Origin of the sequence: Paludibaculum fermentans (assembly GCF_015277775.1) — a bacterium.
Classification (GTDB): domain Bacteria; phylum Acidobacteriota; class Terriglobia; order Bryobacterales; family Bryobacteraceae; genus Paludibaculum; species Paludibaculum fermentans.
This window is the reverse complement of the sequence record NZ_CP063849.1, coordinates 5,634,395-5,653,715: the sequence shown is the minus strand read 5'-3', so window position 1 is coordinate 5,653,715 and position 19,321 is coordinate 5,634,395. Positions and strand designations below refer to the sequence as shown.

The following is a 19,321-nucleotide window of genomic DNA, read 5'->3' as shown; positions in this document are numbered from 1 at the left end:
TGTCTCCTTATGCGGCCAAACGTATTCCTGTGAACTGCCATCGCGTCGCCGGGTGGAAGAAATTACGGTAGGTCGCGCGCAAGTGACTCTCGGGCGTGACGCAGGACCCCCCGCGCAGAATCATCTGGCCGGACATAAATTTGCCGTTGTATTCGCCCAGTGCGCCCGGCAGGGGCATGTAGCCCGGATAGCCCGTATAAGGGCTTGCGGTCCACTCCCAGCAGTCACCAAAGAGTTGGTCCATTCCCTCGCCGGGCGCGGCGGCGGGCTGGAACCTTCCGCTCTCGAGCAGATTCCCCCGAATCTGACTTCCTTTGGCCGCAAGCTCCCATTCCGCTTCGCTGGGAAGCCGGCAGCCTCTCCAGCGCGCGAATGCATCGGCCTCAAAGAAACTCACATGGCACACGGGCGTATCCAGCAACGTGGAAAGCGGATGCCAACCCCGAAGGGTGAAGATGCGCCAGCCAGTGCTGTCTGTGGCATCGCGCTCCCAATACAGTGGAGCCCTCCATGCCTGCTTCCTCACCGTTTCCCAGCCCTCGGAGAGCCAGCACTCCGGACGCGTGTAGGCGTTGTCCGCCATGAACTCCAGATACTCACGGCAGGTGACGGCGCGGTTTGCGATCCCAAAGGACTCCAGGTACACCTTGTGGCGCGGAGCTTCGTTATCGAAGCAGAAGTCGAGGCAGTTCGCCGCATCCAGCTGGTAACCAATCTCAGTCACCCCCTCATGGAAGCGGTGCCACCTGAACTCGGAGGGCGCTACGTTGCATGCCTCAGTCAGCCGGATGGCGCGGTAAGCCGGACGAAGTGGATTCGAGAAGAATGCATGCTTAATGTCGGTAAGCATTAATTCCTGGTGTTGCTGCTCGTGATTGAGGCCCAAAACCACTCTTCGTGCAGCTTCGTCATTCATGCTGTTCGCCAGCAGGTTCTCCATGGCGGCATCAACATGACTGCGAAAAGCCGTGACCTCCTCCAGCGACGGACGCGACAACGAAGCGCGCAGATGCTTTTCCGGCGCCTCCTCGCCGAGAGAGTTGTAATAGCTGTTGAAAAGCCAGCGGAACTCCTCGCGAAGAGGCCTGTAGCCCGCAAGATAAGGGCGCAGCACAAACGTTTCGAAGAACCATGTCGTGTGCGCCTGGTGCCACTTCATCGGGCTGGCATCCGGGCAGGATTGCACCATCTGATCTTCAGCCGGGATTCCTGCTGCGATCGAGCGAGTCATCGACCGCACGGCTCTGTATCTGGCGTGAAGACCTTCACTTGCTTCCCTCAAGCCCGCGGCGTCCGAGGTCAATGCCCCAGGGGATGTTGTTGTTTGCGAGATCACGAGCTGCCAGAGTGCATTTCAAGAACCAGCCCCGCCTTTCCTGCGGAAAGGGGCAATGATCTCGAAATCAGGGTGTTTACCTTCCATCCAAGGACTCACTCTGCGCGCGAAGTGAGGTGAGTGACACTCACCGGACACCGGCGGTCGACAGTCGACGCGCCGCTGCGAGATGCCTGGCTTAGGACTCGAACCGCCGGCGCTTGGGGTGGCCGGAGTACAATACCGAAGAGGGGAAAGTGTCGAATTTTGCCGCACTGGGCGCGAAAGCGGAGGCGGCAGGATCGATGTCGCCTGATGCTGAGCCGGACATTCCTGCTGCTCATGCTGTGCCTACGCGCCTGGGGCGATAGCCGCACCATCGCGCAGTTTGTCCACAGGGGCTGGACAGCGAAGGATGGCGCTCCCACGAATGTCATGGCGATCACGCAGACCGCGGACGGGTTTCTGTGGTTGGCCAGCAGCCAGGGGCTCTACCGTTTCGATGGCGTCGAATTTGAACGCTATGCGCCGCTCGGCCAACCGCTTCCGTCCGCGTCGGTCTACTCCCTGCTTGCCGGCCCCAAGGGTGACCTGTGGGTGGGTTCCGCTGTCGCCGGACTCAGCCACATCCACAATGGAACCAATCGGAACTACCTGGCGGCGGACGGACTCCCGGAGGGGGCGGTCTTAGGCCTCGCCCAGGATCGTCAGGGAATTATGTGGGCGGCCACTCAACAGGGTCTTGCCAAGCTCATTGGCGAAAAGTGGCAGAAGGTCGGCGCGGAATCGGGGTTTGAAGGAACTCCCATCAGCTTGCATCTCAGTCCTGACGGTACTTTCTGGGTGGCCTCCGTGAATGCCGTCTTTGCGCTCCCGCCGGGCGCCTCATCTTTTCAACGGCGGCTCAGCGACACGCGCTTCGTGATGAACATGCAGGAATCTCCGGGCGGCGTCCTGTGGATGGCGGAAACAGGCCTCGCGGTCAGGCCCATGCCCTCGCCTGGAAGGGACCCGCGGATCTCGCTGGGATCCATGCGCCTCCTGTTCGACCAGGAGGGCAGCCTTTGGATTCCAACCCTGGGCGACGGGTTGCGTCGCATCCGGTATCCCGACCGCTTGATTCGCGAGAAAGTCGGCAAGACCAGCGACCAACTCGAGACCTTCACGGCCAAAGACGGACTGAGCGCCGACTATGCACCGACCATCTACCAGGACCGCGAAGGGAATATCTGGGTAGGGACATCTGCCGGCCTCGATCGCTTCAGTAAAGGGATAGTGGTTCCCGTCCCTGTGCCCGGGACCCTGACGCGCACAACCATGGCGCCCGGTGAAGGGAATGATGTCTGGGTGGGCGGCCTGAGCGTCGCCAGCGGACGAATTCACGAGAACAAATGGATGCCCGAGCCCTCAAGAGTGACGGCTTTCGTCATCGCTCCAGACCCCCATGGCGGCACATGGTGGGCCGCGGACGTCGCTGGTTTCCGGGAGGTGCACGGCCAATTCACATTCTTCAGATATCCTCCGGCTTTCGCTCGCAACGCCGAGGCCGTTCGAATGGCGGCCGATCATTCGGGATCCCTGTGGATTGCCGGCGAGCCCGGTATTTTCGTCCGCAGGGACGGAATCTGGAGCGCCTTCGATCCGCCCGCCGGGATTGCCGGAAAGCATCCCACTCTCATCTACGCGGACCCAGGCGGCCGCCTATGGTTCGGCTTCAAAGAGAGCACTATTCTGATGCTCGATGGCGCGGCGCAGAGTGTCTTCTCGGGATCCGACGGTTTGCGGGTTGGCGCCGTGTTGGCGATTTTTGCGCGCGGAGCCGGCGCCTGGATCGCAGGCTCCAAGGGCTTGCAGTGGTTTGATGGAAACCGGCTTCGCGATGTCGGCCCGGCTGAAGGCGGCCCGTTCGGTAGCGTCTCCGGCGTCGTCGAAGAGCCCAACGGCGCGCTCTGGCTCAATGAGTATCGGGGGATCATTCGAATCGCGCCCGCGGCGGTTGCCCAATTGAAGGCTGGGGCCGCCACTGCCGAATACTCCGTTCTCGACAGTTACGACGGCCTGCCTGGCGCGACGCAGCAATCGCAGCCTTATCCCACGCTGATCCGTTCGAACGATGGGAAACTCTGGTTCGGCTCCAGCGCAGGGCCCGTTACCGTCGACCCTAACGATATGCCCCGGAATCCGCTGCCTCCGCCGGTAACGGTTCGCTCCGTTGTTGCGAATGGAAAGCGCTACGACTCCTTCGCGAATCTGCGGCTGCCGGCGCTCACGCGCGACCTGGACATCTCCTACACCGCGTTGAGTTTTACAGTGCCTGAACGGGTCCGCTTCCGTTACCGGCTCGATGGCTTGGACAACAGTTGGCGCGAGGCGGGGACGAGGCGGCGGGCCTTCTATACCAACCTCGGACCGGGCGAATATCAGTTCCGCGTCAGGGCGTGCAATAACGATGGAGTTTGGAGCGAAGCCGACACGGTTGCCGCGTTCCGCATCGATGCCGCCTTCTACCAGACCGCCTGGTTCCAGGTTCTCAGCTACGCAACAGGATTGGCCCTCTTGTGGCTGCTGTACCGGCTGCGATTGCGGCAGGCGACTGCTGAAGTCCAAAGCCGGCTGGAGGGACGGACCGCGGAACGCGAGCGGATCGCGCGCGAACTGCACGACACCCTGTTGCAAAGCTTCCAGGGGCTGATGCTCCGCCTCCAGTTGGTGGAAGATCTGCTCCCTCCGGGCAAGGCAAAGGAGCAGTTGGAACAGAGTCTGCAGCGGGCCGATCAGGCGATCGCCGAGGGACGGCGCGCGGTCTCGGAACTTCGCTTCTCCGCAGTGGCTGGCAATGACTTGGCCGAGGCGCTACGCCTGGCTGCCCGTGAATTGATCGGTGAGCATCCAGTGAAGTTCGGCCTGCTGGTGGAAGGCAGCGTTCGCGACCTCCATCCGATCATCCGCGACGAGCTTTATCGCATCGGATGCGAGGCTCTGAGGAACGCCTTCCGTCATGCACAGGCGCGCAAGATTGAGGCCGAGATTACATACGGCGACCGGCTCTTCCGCTTGCGTATTCGCGATGATGGCGCAGGCATCCCAGCCGACTTTCTCTCAGGGGGCCGCTCAGGCCACTACGGCTTGACTGGTATGCGGGAACGGGCCCGGCAGGCGGGCGGTAATCTGGAAATATGGAGCGGCGACGGGAGGGGGACTGAGGTCGAGGTTAGCATTCCGGGCGCCATCGCCTATCGCAGTTCGAGCGACGGCTCGCGTTTTAAGCAGTTTCGCAAAATAACGAGGTAATCCTGTGATTCGAGTTCTCTCTGTAGACGACCACCCGCTACTCCTCGAAGGCATTGCTGGGCTGCTGAGTATTCAACCGGACATGGAATTGGCGGCCGAGGCGTGCAATGGCCGGGAAGCGGTTGAACTATTCCGCCGGCATCGCCCCGACATCACGTTGATGGACCTGCAAATGCCGGAAATGGATGGCATCGATGCAACCAGTGCGATTTGCAGCGAATTCCCAGGTTCGTGCATCATCGTCCTCACCACCTACGTGGGTGATATCCAGGTGAAACGGGCCATCCAGGCAGGCGCGCGCGCCTATCTGCTGAAAGGGCTGCTGCGCAAGGAGTTGATTGAAACCATCCGCGCCGTGCACGCGGGACACAAACGGATGTCGCCGGAAGTGGCGGCGGAAATCGCCGAGCATTCCAGCGATGACTCCCTTACGGGGCGGGAGGTCGATGTGCTGCGCCTGATCGCCGGCGGCAACGCGAACAAAGAGATCGCCGCGCGCCTCTCCATCACCGAGGAAACCGTCAAAGGCTATGTCAAGAACGTTCTCGCGAAACTCTGCGCCAAGGATCGGACGCACGCCGTCACCATTGGCCTGAAGCGCGGGATCATTGATCTGTAGAGCTGTGGCCCCCTCTAAAGAGGGGTCTTTCCGGCGTCTGTTGGGGGGGCGAGGGCGGTATGCTTCCTCTAACCTGAAGCTGGGATATTCCTCTGCAACGACTATTTTCCACTTTTCCGGATGGCTGGCCCGGAGTGGGCCTTTTTCTCTTGCGGGCTGGTGCGGCAGCTTCACTCATCTGGTTCGATGCCGGCGTTTTTAACGGTTTTGATATGCCTCTTCGCCTGGCCTTCCGGCTGCTGGCTGTCCTGGCGGGCATCCTGCTTCTGATTGGTCTGTGGACCCCGGTCGTGGCCGCGGTCGTAGCAGTTGCCGAAGCGTGGATTGGGTTTTCGCTTCGCCCGCTCCATCCAGGGGATGAGTGGGTCCACTTCCTGCTGGCCATCCTCGCCGGCAGCGTCGCGATGCTCGGTCCCGGTGCCTGGTCGATGGATGCCCACCTGTTTGGAAGAAAGCGCTTCGAGATCAACGGCCGCAGCCGGCACAAATAGCTACCACGAATGAGGGAGCCCACCCCATACCAATCAAGGGGGTGAATCCAACTGGATCAAGGGTAGGCGCCGGACGCGAAGCGCGCCAGAATGCTAATACAAAACGGAACGCCATCCTGGATAGCCGAATAAGGAGGGATCTGCCTGTGTTGAGCAAACTGGACCCTGTCACCCATTCTGACGAGAAAATCGTTGGTCATAGTGCGGCACTGCGAAGTGTACTGGAGCAGGTCGCAATTATCGCGAAAGCCGATTCCGTAACGCTGATCCAGGGCGAGACGGGCACCGGCAAAGAAGTGATCGCCCGCGCGATCCACGAACAGAGTTACCGCAGCCGAGGTCCTTTCGTCACGCTAAACTGTGCGGCGATCCCGGGCGCCCTGCTGGAGAGCGAACTGTTTGGACATGAGAGGGGCGCCTTCACCGGGGCGGTCACCCAAACCAAGGGGCGATTCCAGCAGGCCGACGGTGGCACACTCTTTCTCGACGAAATTGGCGACCTCCCGCTGGAACTGCAGCCCAAGCTGTTGCGCGCCCTCCAGGAACAGGAGTTCGAGCGGCTGGGCAGCGCGCACACCATTCGAGTCGACGTTCGCGTCGTCGCGGCGACGAACCAGGATCTTGCACAACTGGTGTCGGCCCGGCAGTTCCGCGCGGATCTCTACTACCGGTTGAACGTGATTCCCATCTACCTTCCGCCGCTACGCGAGCGGACCGAGGACATTCCGGAGCTGGCCGAACACTTTGTCCGTAAGTACGCGACGCGCCTCGGCAAGCCGATGGAAAGCGTTCCGGAAGAAGTGCTGGAGTTCCTCAAGTACCACGACTGGCCTGGCAACATTCGCGAACTACAGAACTTCATTGAGCGCGCTGTCGTCATGTCGCAGACGTCCGTCCTGCGTCCGCCTCTGGCAGAACTCAAACAGATGAGGCGGAAGACACCGGCGGAATCTGACACGCGCACATTTGCCGAAGCCGAAAGGGACCACATTCTGGCGGTCCTCAACCAGACCGGGTGGTTGATTGGAGGTCGTGGAGGCGCCGCCGCAGCTCTTGGATTGCCGCGAACCACCCTGGTCTACAAAATGAAGAGACTGGGCATCGAGACTCGCAAGGCGTACAAGCGGCCTCAGCTACTCAGTCCGCTGCCCGTGGCTCGACGTGAGATGGCGGCCGCGATGGCGGGTGCGCTCTGACGAGTGATGGCGCTGTCCTGACGATGCCGGTCTGCGTGTCCTGATCGGACGTTCAGAAATCCCTGCGCTCCAGGTTCCTCAGCGCGATGCCCAGCAGCGCAATGCAGGCGACGGCGTTTGCCGCGATGCCCCACCAGGGCCAGCCGTTCGTCAGATGCCAGGCGGCATCCATGTGCTGGCGGCCCGTCATATACGCGCCGTACTCACTGTGCGGAGCCACCGCGTTGGCCACCATGCCGCAGGCAAACACGAAGCCCACCCCGACGGCCACCGACGCGAATTCGTTCTGGAACAGGGAGGAGCACAGGATGCCGACCGCGAAGGTCGCCAGACCTGTCACAAATAAGAGCAGGGAGAACTTCGCCGCGTCCCAGGGGGAGTAGCTCCAGCCCAGCAGTCTGGCCATGAGCGGGACGATTCCGGCTGGCATCAGGGCCAGCGCCAGTGATTGCCCCAGGGCCAGCAGGGTTCGCACGGCCAGCCAGCGGCGCCGGCTGACCGGCAGCGAGAGGCTGAACAGGCAGGAACCCAGGGCCTGTTCGCGAACGAGCCCGCCGGCGGCCAGCAGCAAGGCGCTCAGGGTCCAGCCAAAGGCGATGCGTGTGAAGTAAGACTTCCACACGAACTGGCCGAATTGATCCTCGGGTATGCCGAGCCTGGGCATCAACAGCCGTGCCTGGCCAATGTCCATTGCCGCGATCGCCGTTATCAGCAGCATTCCGGCGGCGAAGCGCCAGCGGCTCTCCAGCCACGCTTTGTACCAGATCACTGTGCTTGCTCCTGCACGACCTGGAGAAACAGTTCCCGCAGGTTCACCGGATGCGCTTCGACGCTCAGGGCGCCCAATTGCCGCAAGCCCGCGATCGCCGTCTCGGCCTGTCCATTGGTCAATGTGCTCAAGACATGCCCCTCTGCCTGTGTGTGCAGCAGGTTGAGCGGCCGCAGCTCTTCCAGTGGTGGCGCGCCCGCGAACACCGCATTGAGGCGGCGGTACTTCGACTGCAACTCATCCAGCCGGCCCTCCAGCACCACCTGGCCGCGCTTCAGGATGAAGATGTGGTCCGCAATCCGCTCGGCTTCCGAGAGCTGGTGGGAGGAGAAGAAGACGGTGGCGCCTTCGGCGGCCGATCGGACGACCTCCTGCAGCATGATCTCCGTGACGACGGGATCCAGGCCCTCGCTGGGTTCATCGAGAATCAACAACTCGGCGCCGCGGGCGAGCGCCAGGATCAGCGCCAGCTTCGTGCGCATTCCTTTCGAGAGCTGCTTCACTTTGCGATCCAGGGGCAGCTCAAACCGGGCCAGGAGTTCTTTTTCGCGCTGCGGCTGCCAGGTGGGATAGAACGAGCGGGTGAAGGCTAGCATCTGGCGTACGCTCATGTATCCGTACAACAGTTTGTCCTCGCTCACGAAGCCCGTTCGGCGCCGGATCTCCAGGCTGCCGGTGGGATCCGTGATGTTGTGGCCCAACACCTGGCCGGTGCCCGAGGCTGGGCGCGTCATGCCTAACAGCATCTTGATCGTGGTGCTTTTGCCGTGACCGTTGGGACCGAGAAAGGCGCTGATTCCGCCCGCGGGAACGCGCAGGCGAAGATCCGACACCGCCACCACCGGGCCATAGTTCTTGGTGAGTTGCCGGGTCTCGATGATCACTTGTGCCGCCCGTTCCTCGCTTCCACTTCGCCGGTGCTGAGCAGTTCGGCTTCGAAGATGCGGCGGATCTCATCGTCCAGCAGTCCGCGCCCGCGCAGCTTTTCCACCAGGCTGTGCACCTCGGCTTTGGCCTGGAGTAGTTTGCCTGCCGCCTGCGGGTTGCGCTCGGCGTCGAGGACATAGGCTCCGGCGCCCTGGCGCAGCTCAATGACGCCCGCGAATTCCAGCTCCATATAGGCCTTGACCACGGTGTTAGGGCTCACCACCAGCTCCTGTGCCAGGGCGCGTACGCTGGGCAGTTGGTCGCCCGGCCGCAGGGCGCAGATCTCGACTGCGTGTTTGATCTGTTCGACAAGCTGGACGTAGATGGGCAGTCCGGAGGCGGGGTCGAGGCGCAGGAGGTGCTGTTTCACTGTAATGGTGTGATGGTACAGTGACTGGCCGGGGCCGTCAAGAGTTTTCCATCGCGCCTTGTCGGCCGCTGCGCATTCACCTGCCGCGGAGGCAACCGCTCTCCAGCGGGCACCGGCTCGCATTCCGCCGAAATCCCGCCGCGTGGTAAAAAGAGTGAGAGGTTAGGAGTCAGCCGCCGTGCCGCCGCAGTGACGCGCCTCGGCCCCCTGGGACCTTCCGAGCTGCCAGCCGACCCACTCCTTCGCGCTGCCAGATTCCGGCGTTTGTCGACATTCTCTAGAGGAAAAGCAGGAACTTTGCATGTTTGGACGCGGTAATTGGGCCATCCTTGGGCTCGCGAAAGAGTCGCTCGAAGTCTTCCGGACCAACCTGGAAAACCAATTGCTGATGGCGGCTTCCTCCCAGATGGCGGCGTCCGCCATCGCGCGGTTGTACGGGGCCGATGCGTTGGGGTTCAACCCGTTCAGCGCGCCGCGGCTCGACGAGGAGCAGGAGCTCAACGAGGAGCAGCAGGCGGAGCTGGCGAAGTTTGCGATTACTGAGCGGGAAGAGGGTTCCGAAGAGACCCTGCCGGAGGAGATTCTGGCGGACAAGGGGTATGCCGTCACGGCGGAGCGGTTCCAGCTTCACCCGACGATGCCCTGGTTTGGAATGTGGGCCGTTGCGAACGACTGGAAGAAGGCGAGCGACCTGCCCTCGATCAAGGAGCAGCGGTCGTATGTGCTGCTGGAGCGCCCTTACCGGTTTCTGCAGGCCACCGATAAGAAGACGGTGGACCAGGAGACTCTCGGCGTCACCACGATTGTCCGCAAGCAGGTTCCGGTGCTGCTGGACTTCAACGAGGGCCGGGTTTACATCGAGAGCACGAACAAGCTGCTGATCTACCGGATCATTGTCCGGCTGAACCTGCTGGCGGCCCAGACGATCCCGGTTGCGTGGACGTTCGGCACCCCGAACTGGACCGAGGAGGTCCTCAACCGGCTGTACGAGAAGACCCAGTACGAGGACGAGATCGTGAAGCGCGCCGAGGAGGCGAAGCGGTTCAGCGCGAAGGAGATCGAGAAGCTGGAAGATCGGGTGATGGAAGCCATTGTGGCGAACTACTTCTCGATGACCGAGCTGCCGGGCGGGCTGTGGGCCGGGATCTCAGGGCCGGCGGTGATCCGGCTGCACGCCACGGCTCCGGCGATTGGGGTGAAGGCTCCGACGAGCGCGACCACGCTGCTGCGGATGACGAGCGACACCGGGATTGTTTCGGGCGTCCTCACCTTCCAGGAGTGTGTGCCGGTGATGAACAAGGAAGGCGTGGAGCGGATCATCCGGCGGGACCTGGTGCGGATGCAACTGAACGACAAGATCAACTTGACCGACGTCGGGGCGGCGATGCTGCGCGGCTTCGACCTTTCCACGCACAAGAAGGATGTGCAGCGCGAGATCAAGCAGACCAAGCAGGTGCCTTCGATCCCGCAGTTCTGGGGCAACTGGTTGCACCAGTTGGGCAACGCCGTGCGCACGATTGAGGGGGCTTTCCGCGAGATTCTGGATGTCGACGGGGATCAGGAAGGCGGGATTGTGCCGATGCAGGTTCCGGAGAAGGTGGAGAGCACGGAGACGGTGAGCGCCTGAAGTGAGGGGGGGCCGATTGTGCCGGCTGCGTCCAGGGGAAGGGAGTAGTTCGGCGGGCTATCCGACTCCTTTACGTTCGCGGCTCTATTTGTCGCTGCGGCTCTGTTTGTCGTGTTAGTGCAGGCCCATCTGGCGGAGGAGGTCCTGGAAGCGCGGGTCCTTGCGGAGCGGCTCAAAGACGGGATCGGCGGCTACTTGCGTGATCGCCGGGACGTGGTTCGCCACGGCTGCGCGGAGCTGGCTCAGGGTTTCGTCGTAGTCGCCCAGGCCCATGCTGACCAGGGCCAGGGACATGGGCGGGATGTAGGATGTTTTCGCCTTGGCGGTGAGCTGGGTGCGGATAGCCAGGGCTTGGGCGCGGTCTCCATGGCGGGCGAGCAGGTAGGCGCGCAGGGAGAGGCCCAGGGGGTTGTCATCCGCGTCAGGACGCGTCATTTCGGCTAACGCCCGCTGCCCTTGCCCGTTGAGGCTGAGAGAGAGGAGATAAGCGCGGTCGGCCGGCGGGCCGATGGTGCCTTTGCGCAGATCCTCTGACTCGGCGATGGCGCGGGCGTAGTCGCGGTTGAAGTAGAGCACCTCGGCCAGCATGGAGCGGGTAATGCTGGTGAGCGGGTCGAGCGAATGCGCGTGGAAGACTTCCTGTACCGCTTCGGGGAAGTGTCGGGTGGGGACGAGGTACATGATGGAGAACATCAGGTGGCCCTGGGCCCAGTCGGGGTTGAGCTCGATGGCGCGGCGGAAGCGGCGTTCGGCGTCGGGCCAGTTCCAGTCGAGGGCGGCGTAACTGCCGACGGCGGCGTGCGCTTCGGCGAGGCCGGAGTCGAGTTCCAATGATTTGGCGGCGGCCTGGCGTCCTTTGGCGAGGGCTTCGGGACTGCGGCCGTCCTCATGAAAGACCATCAGCAAGTAGCTTTGCGAGAGCCAGGCCCAGGCGGGCGCGAAGGTGGGATCGCCGCGCAGGGCTTCTTCAAAGAGGGCCGCGCTTTTGGCGAGGCTGTCGCGGCCGCCCTGATACCAGTAGTATTGGCCCTTGAGAAAGGCTCCATAGGCCTGGGGCGAGTTGGCCGGCCGTTGACGGGGGCGCCGGGCTCCGGGTGGTGGTGCGGGCAGGCGGATGCGGGCGAGGATGGCGCGGGTCAGGTCGTGTTCGAGGTCGGATAGCTTGGCCGTGTCGGTCTCGCGGGTGTCGGCCCAGAGGTAAGACTGTGTGTGGACGTCGGTGAGCTTGGCGGAGACCGACGAGCGGGCTCCGGTGACGCGGACGCTGCCCTCGACGATGTAGTCGACGCCCAGGCTGGAGGCGCGTTCGAAGCGCGAGCCGCCGGATTCGCTGAACTGGATGGAGGAGCCGCGGGAGATGACGCGCAGGCCGGGGTTGCCGGCGAGTCCGGAGATGATGGCGTCGGCGAGGGAGCTGCCGAGTTCGGGGTCGGGTGCTCCGGCGAAGGTCTGAAAAGGCAGGACGATGATCGACGCGGTGGAGGGCGGGACGAACGGGCGGGGGCGAAGCGACAGGAAGACGGCCGTGCCGGCGGCGCCGAGGAGAAGGGCGGCGAGGGCGACGATCCAGATGCGGCGCGATTGGAGCCAGCGGGCGGCGGTTTGGCTGGAGGTGGGGGAGGGTGCGTTGCGCTGGGTGAACTCGGGGACGAAGCTGCGCGGGCGGAGGGTGACGATGAGCGGGTCGGCCTGACCCTCTTCCTGGTAGTACTTCTTGAGGCGTTCGCGCAGGCGGCGGGCCTCGACGCGGACGATGGAGTCGATGCGCGGGTCGAAGGATTCGTTCTTGTTGAAGACTTCGAAGCCGAGGACGAATTCGTTCAGTTTCTCCGTGTCGCCTTTGAGGGCCTGGTCGACGACGAAGCTGAGGAATTTGCGGTGGCGGTCGGAGCCTGAGAAGGCCGCGCTCGCCAGGATCCGCTGGAGCTCTGCCCGGATGGAGTCTTTCTGGTCTTCAGCGGGTCCGGTCATGGGGGACTACTGCAAACTACAGTCTAGCGCCGCGTCCGGGGACCCGCCAGCAATTCGGCGGGATGCAGGACCCAGAACTGATTGAGCGGGAGGGAGTTGTCCAGCGCCGGGGCGGCCGGCTGCGCCATGCTGGTAGCAGCCCTATGAGAACACCCGCGCTGATGATCCTTGGCACTGCCTCACATACCGGAAAGTCCATCATTACGGCCGGTCTGGGACGGATCTTCGCGGATGAGGGGCGGCGGGTGGCTCCGTTTAAGGCGCAGAACATGTCGCTGAATTCGGCCGCGACTCCGGACGGGTTTGAGATCGGCCGGGCGCAGGCGCTGCAGGCTGAGGCCTGCCGGGTGACGCCGCGCATGGAGATGAATCCGGTGCTGATCAAGCCATCGTCGGAGACGGGGGCGCAGATCGTGCTGCAAGGGCGGGTGTGGGGCCAGGTGACGGCGGCCGATTACTTCAAGCACCGCACCGAGGCGCTGTTTCCGTCCGTGCTGGAGAGCTACCGGAAGCTGGCCGCGGATCACGACCTGATCCTGCTGGAAGGCGCGGGGTCGCCGGCCGAGATCAACCTGCGGGCGTACGATATCGTCAACATGCGGATGGCGCATGCGGCCGAGGCGGACTGCCTGCTGGTGGGCGACATCGACCGGGGCGGGGTATTCGCGTCGTTGTTTGGGACGGTGGAACTGCTGTCGGCGGAGGACCGGGCGCGCATCCGGGGCTTCATTATCAACAAGTTTCGCGGGGATGAGTCGCTGCTGTACTCGGGCGTCGAGATGATGGAGCAGCGGCTGGGGATCCCTTGCGTGGGGGTCGTGCATTATTTGCGCGATCTGGGCCTGGAAGAAGAGGATGGGGTCGCGATGGAGGACCGGCGTACGGCGGGCCGGCAGTGGGGCGGGCCCCGGGATGGGCGGCTCCGGGTGGGCGTCGTGGCGCTGCCTCATATGGCGAACTTCACGGATTTCGATGCGTTGGGCATGGAACCGGCGGTGTCGCTGGCGTTCCTGGAGCATCCGGAAGAGGCGGCTCTGGCCGATGTGCTGATCCTGCCGGGTACGAAGCAGACGGTGGACGATTTGAACTGGCTGCACGGGCGCGGGTTCGCGGCGGCACTGGCTGTGCATACGGGGCCGCTGATCGGCATCTGCGGCGGCTTCCAGATGCTGGGGCTTTCGATTGAGGATCCGCAAGGGGTGGAGAACGGCGGGTCATCCAGGTCGACGGATGGATTGGGACTGCTGCCGGTCCGGACGGTGATGGAGGCGGAAAAGACGGTGCGGCGGGCTACGGGCCGGGTGGAGGGCTGGGCCGCTCCGGCGTTTGCGGGCTATGAGATCCACATGGGCGAGACGGTGTATGAGCCGGGGAGCCGGCCGTTCTCGCGCATCCTGAGGGAAGGCGGGTTGGAGGAGTGGGCCGATGGTGCTCGGGATGAAACGGTCCGCGTTTGGGGCAGCTACCTGCACGGGCTGTTCGATGACGATGCGTTCCGCCACAACTTCGTGGATCGGGCGAGGCAGGACTGCGGCCTGCCTCCGGCTGTTGGGCATGTCGCGGTGACCGCCGAGCGCCAGGCTCGCATCGACCGTTGGGCGGGGCACCTGCGGAAGTCGTTGAAGATGGATCTGATCCGCGGGTGGATCGCGCGGCAGGCCTGACCAGCACGGCGCGCCACCGGGCTGCCAAGTGTCAGAGAATCCAATCATGCCCCTGAAGGAGCAACGCCTGCTTAAGGTTGGTGTCCTCGGCTGCGGACCTATCGCCCAGGCAGCCCATTTCGAAAGCTGCGTCAAAGGCCGGAATACAGAACTCTACGCGATCTGCGATGTGGCGCCGGATCTGCTGGAGCGCATGGCCGCCACGCACGGGCCGCGCCGCGCGTATTCGGACTATTCCGCCATGCTGGCGGATCCGGAGGTGGAGGCGGTGGTCATCGCCACCTCGGATGCCTTCCACGTGCCGGCTGCGGAGCGGGCCTTGCAGGCCGGCAAGCACGTACTGTGCGAGAAGCCGCTGGGGTTGACGGTGGAAGAAGTGGAAGGGTTGCGGGCGACGGTGGAGAAGACGGGGCTGGTGCTGCAGGTGGGGCATATGAAGCGGTTCGACGCCGGACTGCAGGCGGCTCGCGAGTTCATTGAGGGCGAGATGGGTCAGATGCTGGCGCTGAAGGCGTGGTACTGCGATTCGACGCATCGCTATGCGATGACCGATGCCGTGCAGCCGGCGTTGGTCACCAGCCGGTTGGCACACCGTCCGGAGGGTGACCCGAAGGCGGATCTGCGCCGCTATTTCCTGCTGACGCATGGCAGCCACCTGGTGGATACCGCACGGTATCTGGGCGGCGAACTGGTGGAAGTGGAGGCGCGCCTGAGCCAGCGGTTTGGTGCTTACTGCTGGTTTGTAGACGTTGCCTATACCAATGGCGCCCTGGGGCACCTGGATCTGACTGTGGCGATCCGGATGGACTGGCACGAGGGGTTCCAGATCTACGGCGAGCATGGCAGCGTGATGGGCAAGACGTTCAATCCGTGGTTCTACAAGTCGAGTGAAGTGGATATCTTCCACGAAGCCACGGCCTCGACGACGCGCGTGCTGGGGGCGGACGGCCACTTCTACCGGCGGCAACTGGAGGGCTTCGCGGATACCATCCTGCATTCGGCGCCGATGCTGGGGGCTGGGATTGAGGACGGAGTGGCTTCGGTGCGGGCGCTGGTGGCGATTGCGGAGTCGGCCCGGACCGGGCGGCCGGTGAAACTCGCAGGCGTGCAGGGTGGTGTTCTATGATTCCCGGAATCTTCGCCAGGACCTTCGCCGAGCGGCCGTTCGAAGCGGCGCGACGGGCAGGGTACGCGGCGGTGCAGTACAACATGGCGTGCGCCGGCCTGGATCCGATGCCGGAGGTGATTCCGGCGGAACTGGCGGCCTCGATCCGGGCGGACGCGAAGGCGTCGGGGATCCAGATTGCCGCGCTCTCGGCGACTTACAACATGATTCATCCGGATGCCGGGGTGCGCGAGAAGGGGCTCCGGAGGCTGCGCGTGCTGGCGGAAGCGGCTCGGGCGATGGGTACGCGGCTGCTGACGCTGTGCACGGGTACGTTGGATGCGGAGGATCAGTGGCGGCGCCATCCCGGGAATGACGGGCCCGAGCCATGGCGGAGCCTGCTGGAAAGTATGGAGGCCGCCGTCAAGATTGCCGATGAGTTCGATGTCGACCTGGGCATCGAGCCGGAGCACGCCAATGTCGTCAGCTCCGCCCGGCGGGCGCGGCGGCTGATCGACGAGTTAGGGAGCCCGCGTGTGCGGATCGTTCTCGATGGGGCGAACCTCTTCGAGGTGGAGACGCTGGAGCGCCAGAGGGCGATTGTGGCTGAGGGTATTGAGTTGCTGGCCGACCGGATCTCTCTGGCTCATGCCAAGGATCGCCTGGCCGACGGGCGGTTCACGCGTGCCGGAGCCGGGGTCCTCGATTATGGGCACTATCTGGCCCGGCTTCATGCAGCAGGCTTTCGGGGGCCGCTCGTCACGCACGGGTTGGCGGAGGAAGACGCTGTGCCAGTGGAGCGGTTTCTGTCGCAGTTTCCGGCACTGGCGCCCGGCGCAGCCTGATTTTCATTCTCCAGGCGGGAATAGATCGCCTACCCTATGTCATATGTCTCTGTCGGGTATTTCCCAGCCCGATGGAGAGGGTCATGGAGCATCAGCTGACAGGACACCCGATATTTGTGGAGCAGTCGGACCCAGCCACAGTGGCCGCCTTCACCCGGACCGAGTTCGAGTCCGAGGCGATGCCGCACGTGAACGATCTGTTCCGGACGGCTACGCGGATTCTGGGTGACTGCGCTCGGGCCGAGGACGTGGTGCAGGAAGTCTACCTGCAGGCCTGGAAGTCGTACCACCGCTTTGAGCATGGCACCAATTGCCGTGCCTGGCTGTTCAAGATCCTGTTTCACTGCATCAACCATCACCGGCGGAAGTGGTTTCGTTTCCCTCTGTTGAAGGAGTCGGAGGAGTTCCTGGAAGCGAACCTGGTCGCGCCGGTTCCTGTCTCCGGCCAGTTGACCGATGGCGAAATTCTGGAGGCCCTGGACCAGATTCCCGGCGATTTCCGGGCTGTCATCCTGCTGGTTGATGTCGAGGAGTTTTCATATAAGGATGCCGCCGCTATTCTTTCCCTGCCGCTGGGCACTGTCATGTCCCGGATCAGCCGTGGGCGTAAGTTGCTGCGCGGGCTGTTGCAGGCCGTGGCCGAATCGTACGGGATTGGAACGAAGCAGGCGAAGGAGCAAGGTTTATGAGTTCCGGGCCGATGGATTCGACACCCAGGGATCAACAACTGGCTGAACGGCTGCGCCAGGCTGTGCGAAGCCAGGAGGCGCCGCCCGAGTTGGCGGTGAAAATCAGGCAGCGGCTGGATGAGGAGCGGCGGGCCGGGCGGAGCGGCTTCGGGCTCGCCATGGTGTGGCTGCCGGCGGCGGCTGCGCTGGTGATCAGCATCGCCGCGGGGATCGTCTACCAGCAGGGGCATCTGCGATTGACTGCGGGGCAGCGCGAATCGTTCATGAGCTCCATGTTGGTGAAGGTCTCAACGGCGATGCGTCCGGGGCTGGATGACCATCTGCACTGCTCCGTCTACGGCAAAGTGCCGCATACGATCCCGCCGTTGGCCCAGGCTGTGAAGGACCTGCCGCCGCAGTTCGCCGAGGTGCTGACTGTGGTTCAACAGCAGGCTCCGCAGTCGTTCCAACTGTATTCCGCTCACCTTTGTACGCGGCACGGCCGCAAGTTTGTGCACTTCCAGTTGAAGTCGAACTCCAAGCTGCTGTCGGTGATCATCACCCGCCGGAATGTCGAGGAATCGTTCGTGCGGGACCAGATTGTGCCTGAGCTGAAAGAGCACGGGGTGGCGTTGTACGAGGCTCGCGCGGCGCGTTTCCAGTTGGCCGCGATCGAGACGAAGGACTATCTGGCGTATGTGGTCTCTGACCTGGGCAGCGAGGAGAACCGGAATCTGATGTTGGCGATGGCTCCGGGCATCCAATCGGTGCTGCGGAGACTGGAGAGCTGAACTGAGCGGGACCCTCTCCCCGCTTCACGCGAAGAGCGAGCAGTTTTCTCTCACTTGGCGGGTCTCTACCGATGAGGCTTTTGAGGGAGAAACATAACTTTGTCGATTGATGTCCAGGACTCATATTTCGAGAGCCGCATCCTGAATGCCGATGGAGTTCAACTGGTTCAGATCATGTACCAGGCGGCCATCGATGCCGCGGAACTGGCGCGACAGTGTCTGCGGCAGGGAGATATCGCCGCCCGCTCCAGAGCGATCTCCAAGGCCCACGAGATCATCACTGAGCTGGAAGTATCGCTGAATCATGAGGCGGGTGGAGAGGTGAGCCGGAACCTGGCTGAGACGTACTGCTATTTGCGCGGGCGTCTGCTGGCCGCGAATCTGGAGCAGAGCGATGCGCCGCTGGAAGAAGTGGCGCGCCTGCTGAGGATCATCCAGGAAGCCTGGATGGCGTGCACCGAGACCGTGCCCGCTCGTCCTGACCATCTCGCCGCCCCGGCGATGGACTTTGAGCCCATGCCAGAACCTGAGCCGGTTTCGGACGAACAGTATGGGTGGTCCGGCTATTCAGGCGGCTATGCGCCGTCATACCCTCCTCCTGCCGAGGCGCACGAGTATCACGTCTCTGTGAGTTATTGACCCTGGTTGAGCCGGAGGTGCGGGTTCGTCAGCGGATCCGCACTCCGGCTTGGCTGCGAGTGGTGGGGCTGAGTTGGCCGATGGATTGCAGGTATTTGGGCAGATGTTCCGATTAGGGACGGATTTGTTCAAATGCAAGCAATTCAGACAGCGTATTTTGGCGAAGTGAGTTTTCCCGAGGCCAGCGTGATCCGTTTTGAACGCGGGCTTCCCGGATTTGAACACGAGACGGCGTTCGTGTCGATCTCCAGGGAGGACTGCGCGCCGCTGATCTTCCTGCAGAGTTTGGCTACGCCGAAGTTGTGCTTCGTCACAATGTCGGTATTGCCGCTGTGCGCGGGTTACCAGATTGACATGCAGCCGGATGAACTGTCGGCGCTGCGGCTCCCCGCGGACTGTAAGCCTGGGATCGGCAGCGAGTTCGCGTGTCTGGCGATCATCTCAGTGGGTGAGGATGGCCCGCCCACGGCCAATCTGATGGCGCCGCTGGTGATCCATGTGCCGGGCAGCCGGGCCGTGCAGATCATCCAGGCGGATCCGGCCTACCAGCTGCGCCACCCCATTGGAGGCCCGGCTTGCTCGTAATGTTGCGCCGGGAGGCGGACACCATCCTGATTGGTGAGGAGATCGAGATTCACATCCTGGAGTGCTCGCGAGGGCATGTGAAGCTGGGCCTCGTGGTGCCGAAGCGGTTGGCGATTGTGCGCGGGGAGATCCGCCAGGTGAGCGAACAGAACCGTTCGGCCGCCAGGGGCGCGGGGGCGGAACTGCCTGCGTTGCTGGCGCGCCGGCTGCGCCAGGAGATGGGCAATGGACGTGGCGCCTGCGCGCCTGATGCGTCTCCGGTTGCGCCGGTGTCCCGCTCCCGGCCTCGGGACACAGAGTAGCTGGAAGTCCGTGCTGGCCTGATCCGCGCACCGCCTCTTTTTTCCTCATCTTCCTGAGGGCCGGCCGATATGGGCAGTGACTCCGAACTGAACTCCGTTCGGATTCGCCGGAAGGAATGTCCGGCATTGCACGCATAAAGGATTTG

At 63.3% G+C, this 19,321-nt stretch carries 18 protein-coding genes; 13 read left to right on the top strand and 5 right to left on the bottom strand.

Annotation, left to right across the window (positions count from 1 at the left end; genetic code table 11):
* Nucleotides 1-7: 7 nt before the first annotated feature.
* Nucleotides 8-1,231, bottom strand: a complete 1,224-nt coding sequence (gene egtB / locus IRI77_RS22235) for an ergothioneine biosynthesis protein EgtB (RefSeq protein ID WP_407673995.1) — start codon at nt 1,229-1,231, stop codon at nt 8-10.
* A gap of 399 nt (nt 1,232-1,630) precedes the next feature.
* On the opposite strand from egtB, the gene IRI77_RS22230 reads away from it, so the two are divergent.
* From IRI77_RS22230 to IRI77_RS22215, 4 genes are all read left to right on the top strand, one after another.
* Complete coding sequence (locus IRI77_RS22230; protein WP_194447209.1) at nt 1,631-4,606, top strand: sensor histidine kinase; 2,976 nt, start codon at nt 1,631-1,633, stop codon at nt 4,604-4,606.
* A 4-nt stretch (nt 4,607-4,610) separates the two neighbouring features.
* Nucleotides 4,611-5,225: a response regulator transcription factor gene (locus IRI77_RS22225; protein ID WP_228486257.1), complete on the top strand. Its 615-nt coding sequence runs from the start codon at nt 4,611-4,613 to the stop codon at nt 5,223-5,225.
* A 212-nt stretch (nt 5,226-5,437) separates the two neighbouring features.
* Nucleotides 5,438-5,716 (top strand): hypothetical protein, encoded by a 279-nt coding sequence (locus IRI77_RS38140; protein WP_228486256.1) that lies wholly within the window; start codon nt 5,438-5,440, stop codon nt 5,714-5,716.
* A 146-nt stretch (nt 5,717-5,862) separates the two neighbouring features.
* Nucleotides 5,863-6,912, top strand: a complete 1,050-nt coding sequence (locus IRI77_RS22215) for a sigma-54 interaction domain-containing protein (protein ID WP_228486255.1) — start codon at nt 5,863-5,865, stop codon at nt 6,910-6,912.
* Between the two features lie 52 nt (nt 6,913-6,964).
* Here the strand turns inward: IRI77_RS22215 and IRI77_RS22210 are convergent, their stop codons facing one another.
* The 3 genes from IRI77_RS22210 to IRI77_RS22200 are packed head-to-tail and all read right to left on the bottom strand — an operon-like array spanning nt 6,965 to nt 8,978.
* On the bottom strand, nt 6,965-7,681 hold the full coding sequence (locus tag IRI77_RS22210; protein ID WP_194447206.1) for an ABC transporter permease subunit: 717 nt from the start codon (nt 7,679-7,681) through the stop codon (nt 6,965-6,967).
* Complete coding sequence (locus tag IRI77_RS22205; protein ID WP_194447205.1) at nt 7,678-8,565, bottom strand: ABC transporter ATP-binding protein; 888 nt, start codon at nt 8,563-8,565, stop codon at nt 7,678-7,680. The genes IRI77_RS22210 and IRI77_RS22205 overlap by 4 nt, the downstream gene beginning before the upstream one ends.
* Nucleotides 8,562-8,978, bottom strand: a complete 417-nt coding sequence (locus IRI77_RS22200; RefSeq protein WP_194447204.1) for a GntR family transcriptional regulator — start codon at nt 8,976-8,978, stop codon at nt 8,562-8,564. The genes IRI77_RS22205 and IRI77_RS22200 overlap by 4 nt, the downstream gene beginning before the upstream one ends.
* Nucleotides 8,979-9,279: 301 nt before the next feature.
* On the opposite strand from IRI77_RS22200, the gene IRI77_RS22195 reads away from it, so the two are divergent.
* Nucleotides 9,280-10,605, top strand: a complete 1,326-nt coding sequence (locus IRI77_RS22195; protein WP_194447203.1) for a hypothetical protein — start codon at nt 9,280-9,282, stop codon at nt 10,603-10,605.
* A 114-nt stretch (nt 10,606-10,719) separates the two neighbouring features.
* Here the strand turns inward: IRI77_RS22195 and IRI77_RS22190 are convergent, their stop codons facing one another.
* Nucleotides 10,720-12,576 carry a hypothetical protein gene (locus IRI77_RS22190; RefSeq protein WP_194447202.1) on the bottom strand — a complete coding sequence of 619 codons (1,857 nt, stop codon included), beginning with the start codon at nt 12,574-12,576 and terminating at the stop codon, nt 10,720-10,722.
* Between the two features lie 161 nt (nt 12,577-12,737).
* On the opposite strand from IRI77_RS22190, the gene IRI77_RS22185 reads away from it, so the two are divergent.
* From IRI77_RS22185 to IRI77_RS22150, 8 genes are all read left to right on the top strand, one after another.
* The gene (locus IRI77_RS22185; RefSeq protein ID WP_267239322.1) at nt 12,738-14,240 is read left to right on the top strand and encodes a cobyric acid synthase; all 1,503 of its coding nucleotides are present in this window, start codon (nt 12,738-12,740) and stop codon (nt 14,238-14,240) included.
* A 46-nt stretch (nt 14,241-14,286) separates the two neighbouring features.
* Complete coding sequence (locus IRI77_RS22180; RefSeq protein WP_194447200.1) at nt 14,287-15,366, top strand: Gfo/Idh/MocA family protein; 1,080 nt, start codon at nt 14,287-14,289, stop codon at nt 15,364-15,366.
* Entirely contained in the window at nt 15,363-16,190 is an 828-nt protein-coding gene (locus IRI77_RS22175) for a sugar phosphate isomerase/epimerase family protein (protein ID WP_194447199.1), read from the top strand. The genes IRI77_RS22180 and IRI77_RS22175 overlap by 4 nt, the downstream gene beginning before the upstream one ends.
* 83 nt (nt 16,191-16,273) lie before the next feature.
* Nucleotides 16,274-16,879, top strand: coding sequence for a sigma-70 family RNA polymerase sigma factor (locus tag IRI77_RS22170; protein WP_194447198.1), 606 nt, complete (start codon nt 16,274-16,276; stop codon nt 16,877-16,879).
* Complete coding sequence (locus tag IRI77_RS22165; RefSeq protein WP_194447197.1) at nt 16,876-17,649, top strand: hypothetical protein; 774 nt, start codon at nt 16,876-16,878, stop codon at nt 17,647-17,649. Before IRI77_RS22170 ends, IRI77_RS22165 begins: the two co-directional genes overlap by 4 nt.
* A gap of 99 nt (nt 17,650-17,748) precedes the next feature.
* The gene (gene fliS / locus IRI77_RS22160; RefSeq protein ID WP_194447196.1) at nt 17,749-18,288 is read left to right on the top strand and encodes a flagellar export chaperone FliS; all 540 of its coding nucleotides are present in this window, start codon (nt 17,749-17,751) and stop codon (nt 18,286-18,288) included.
* 132 nt (nt 18,289-18,420) lie between these two features.
* Nucleotides 18,421-18,873, top strand: a complete 453-nt coding sequence (gene fliW / locus IRI77_RS22155) for a flagellar assembly protein FliW (RefSeq protein WP_194447195.1) — start codon at nt 18,421-18,423, stop codon at nt 18,871-18,873.
* A complete protein-coding gene (locus tag IRI77_RS22150) occupies nt 18,873-19,175 on the top strand; it encodes a carbon storage regulator (RefSeq protein WP_228486846.1) in 303 nt (100 codons plus the stop codon). The genes fliW and IRI77_RS22150 overlap by 1 nt, the downstream gene beginning before the upstream one ends.
* The last annotated feature ends 146 nt before the right edge of the window (nt 19,176-19,321 follow it).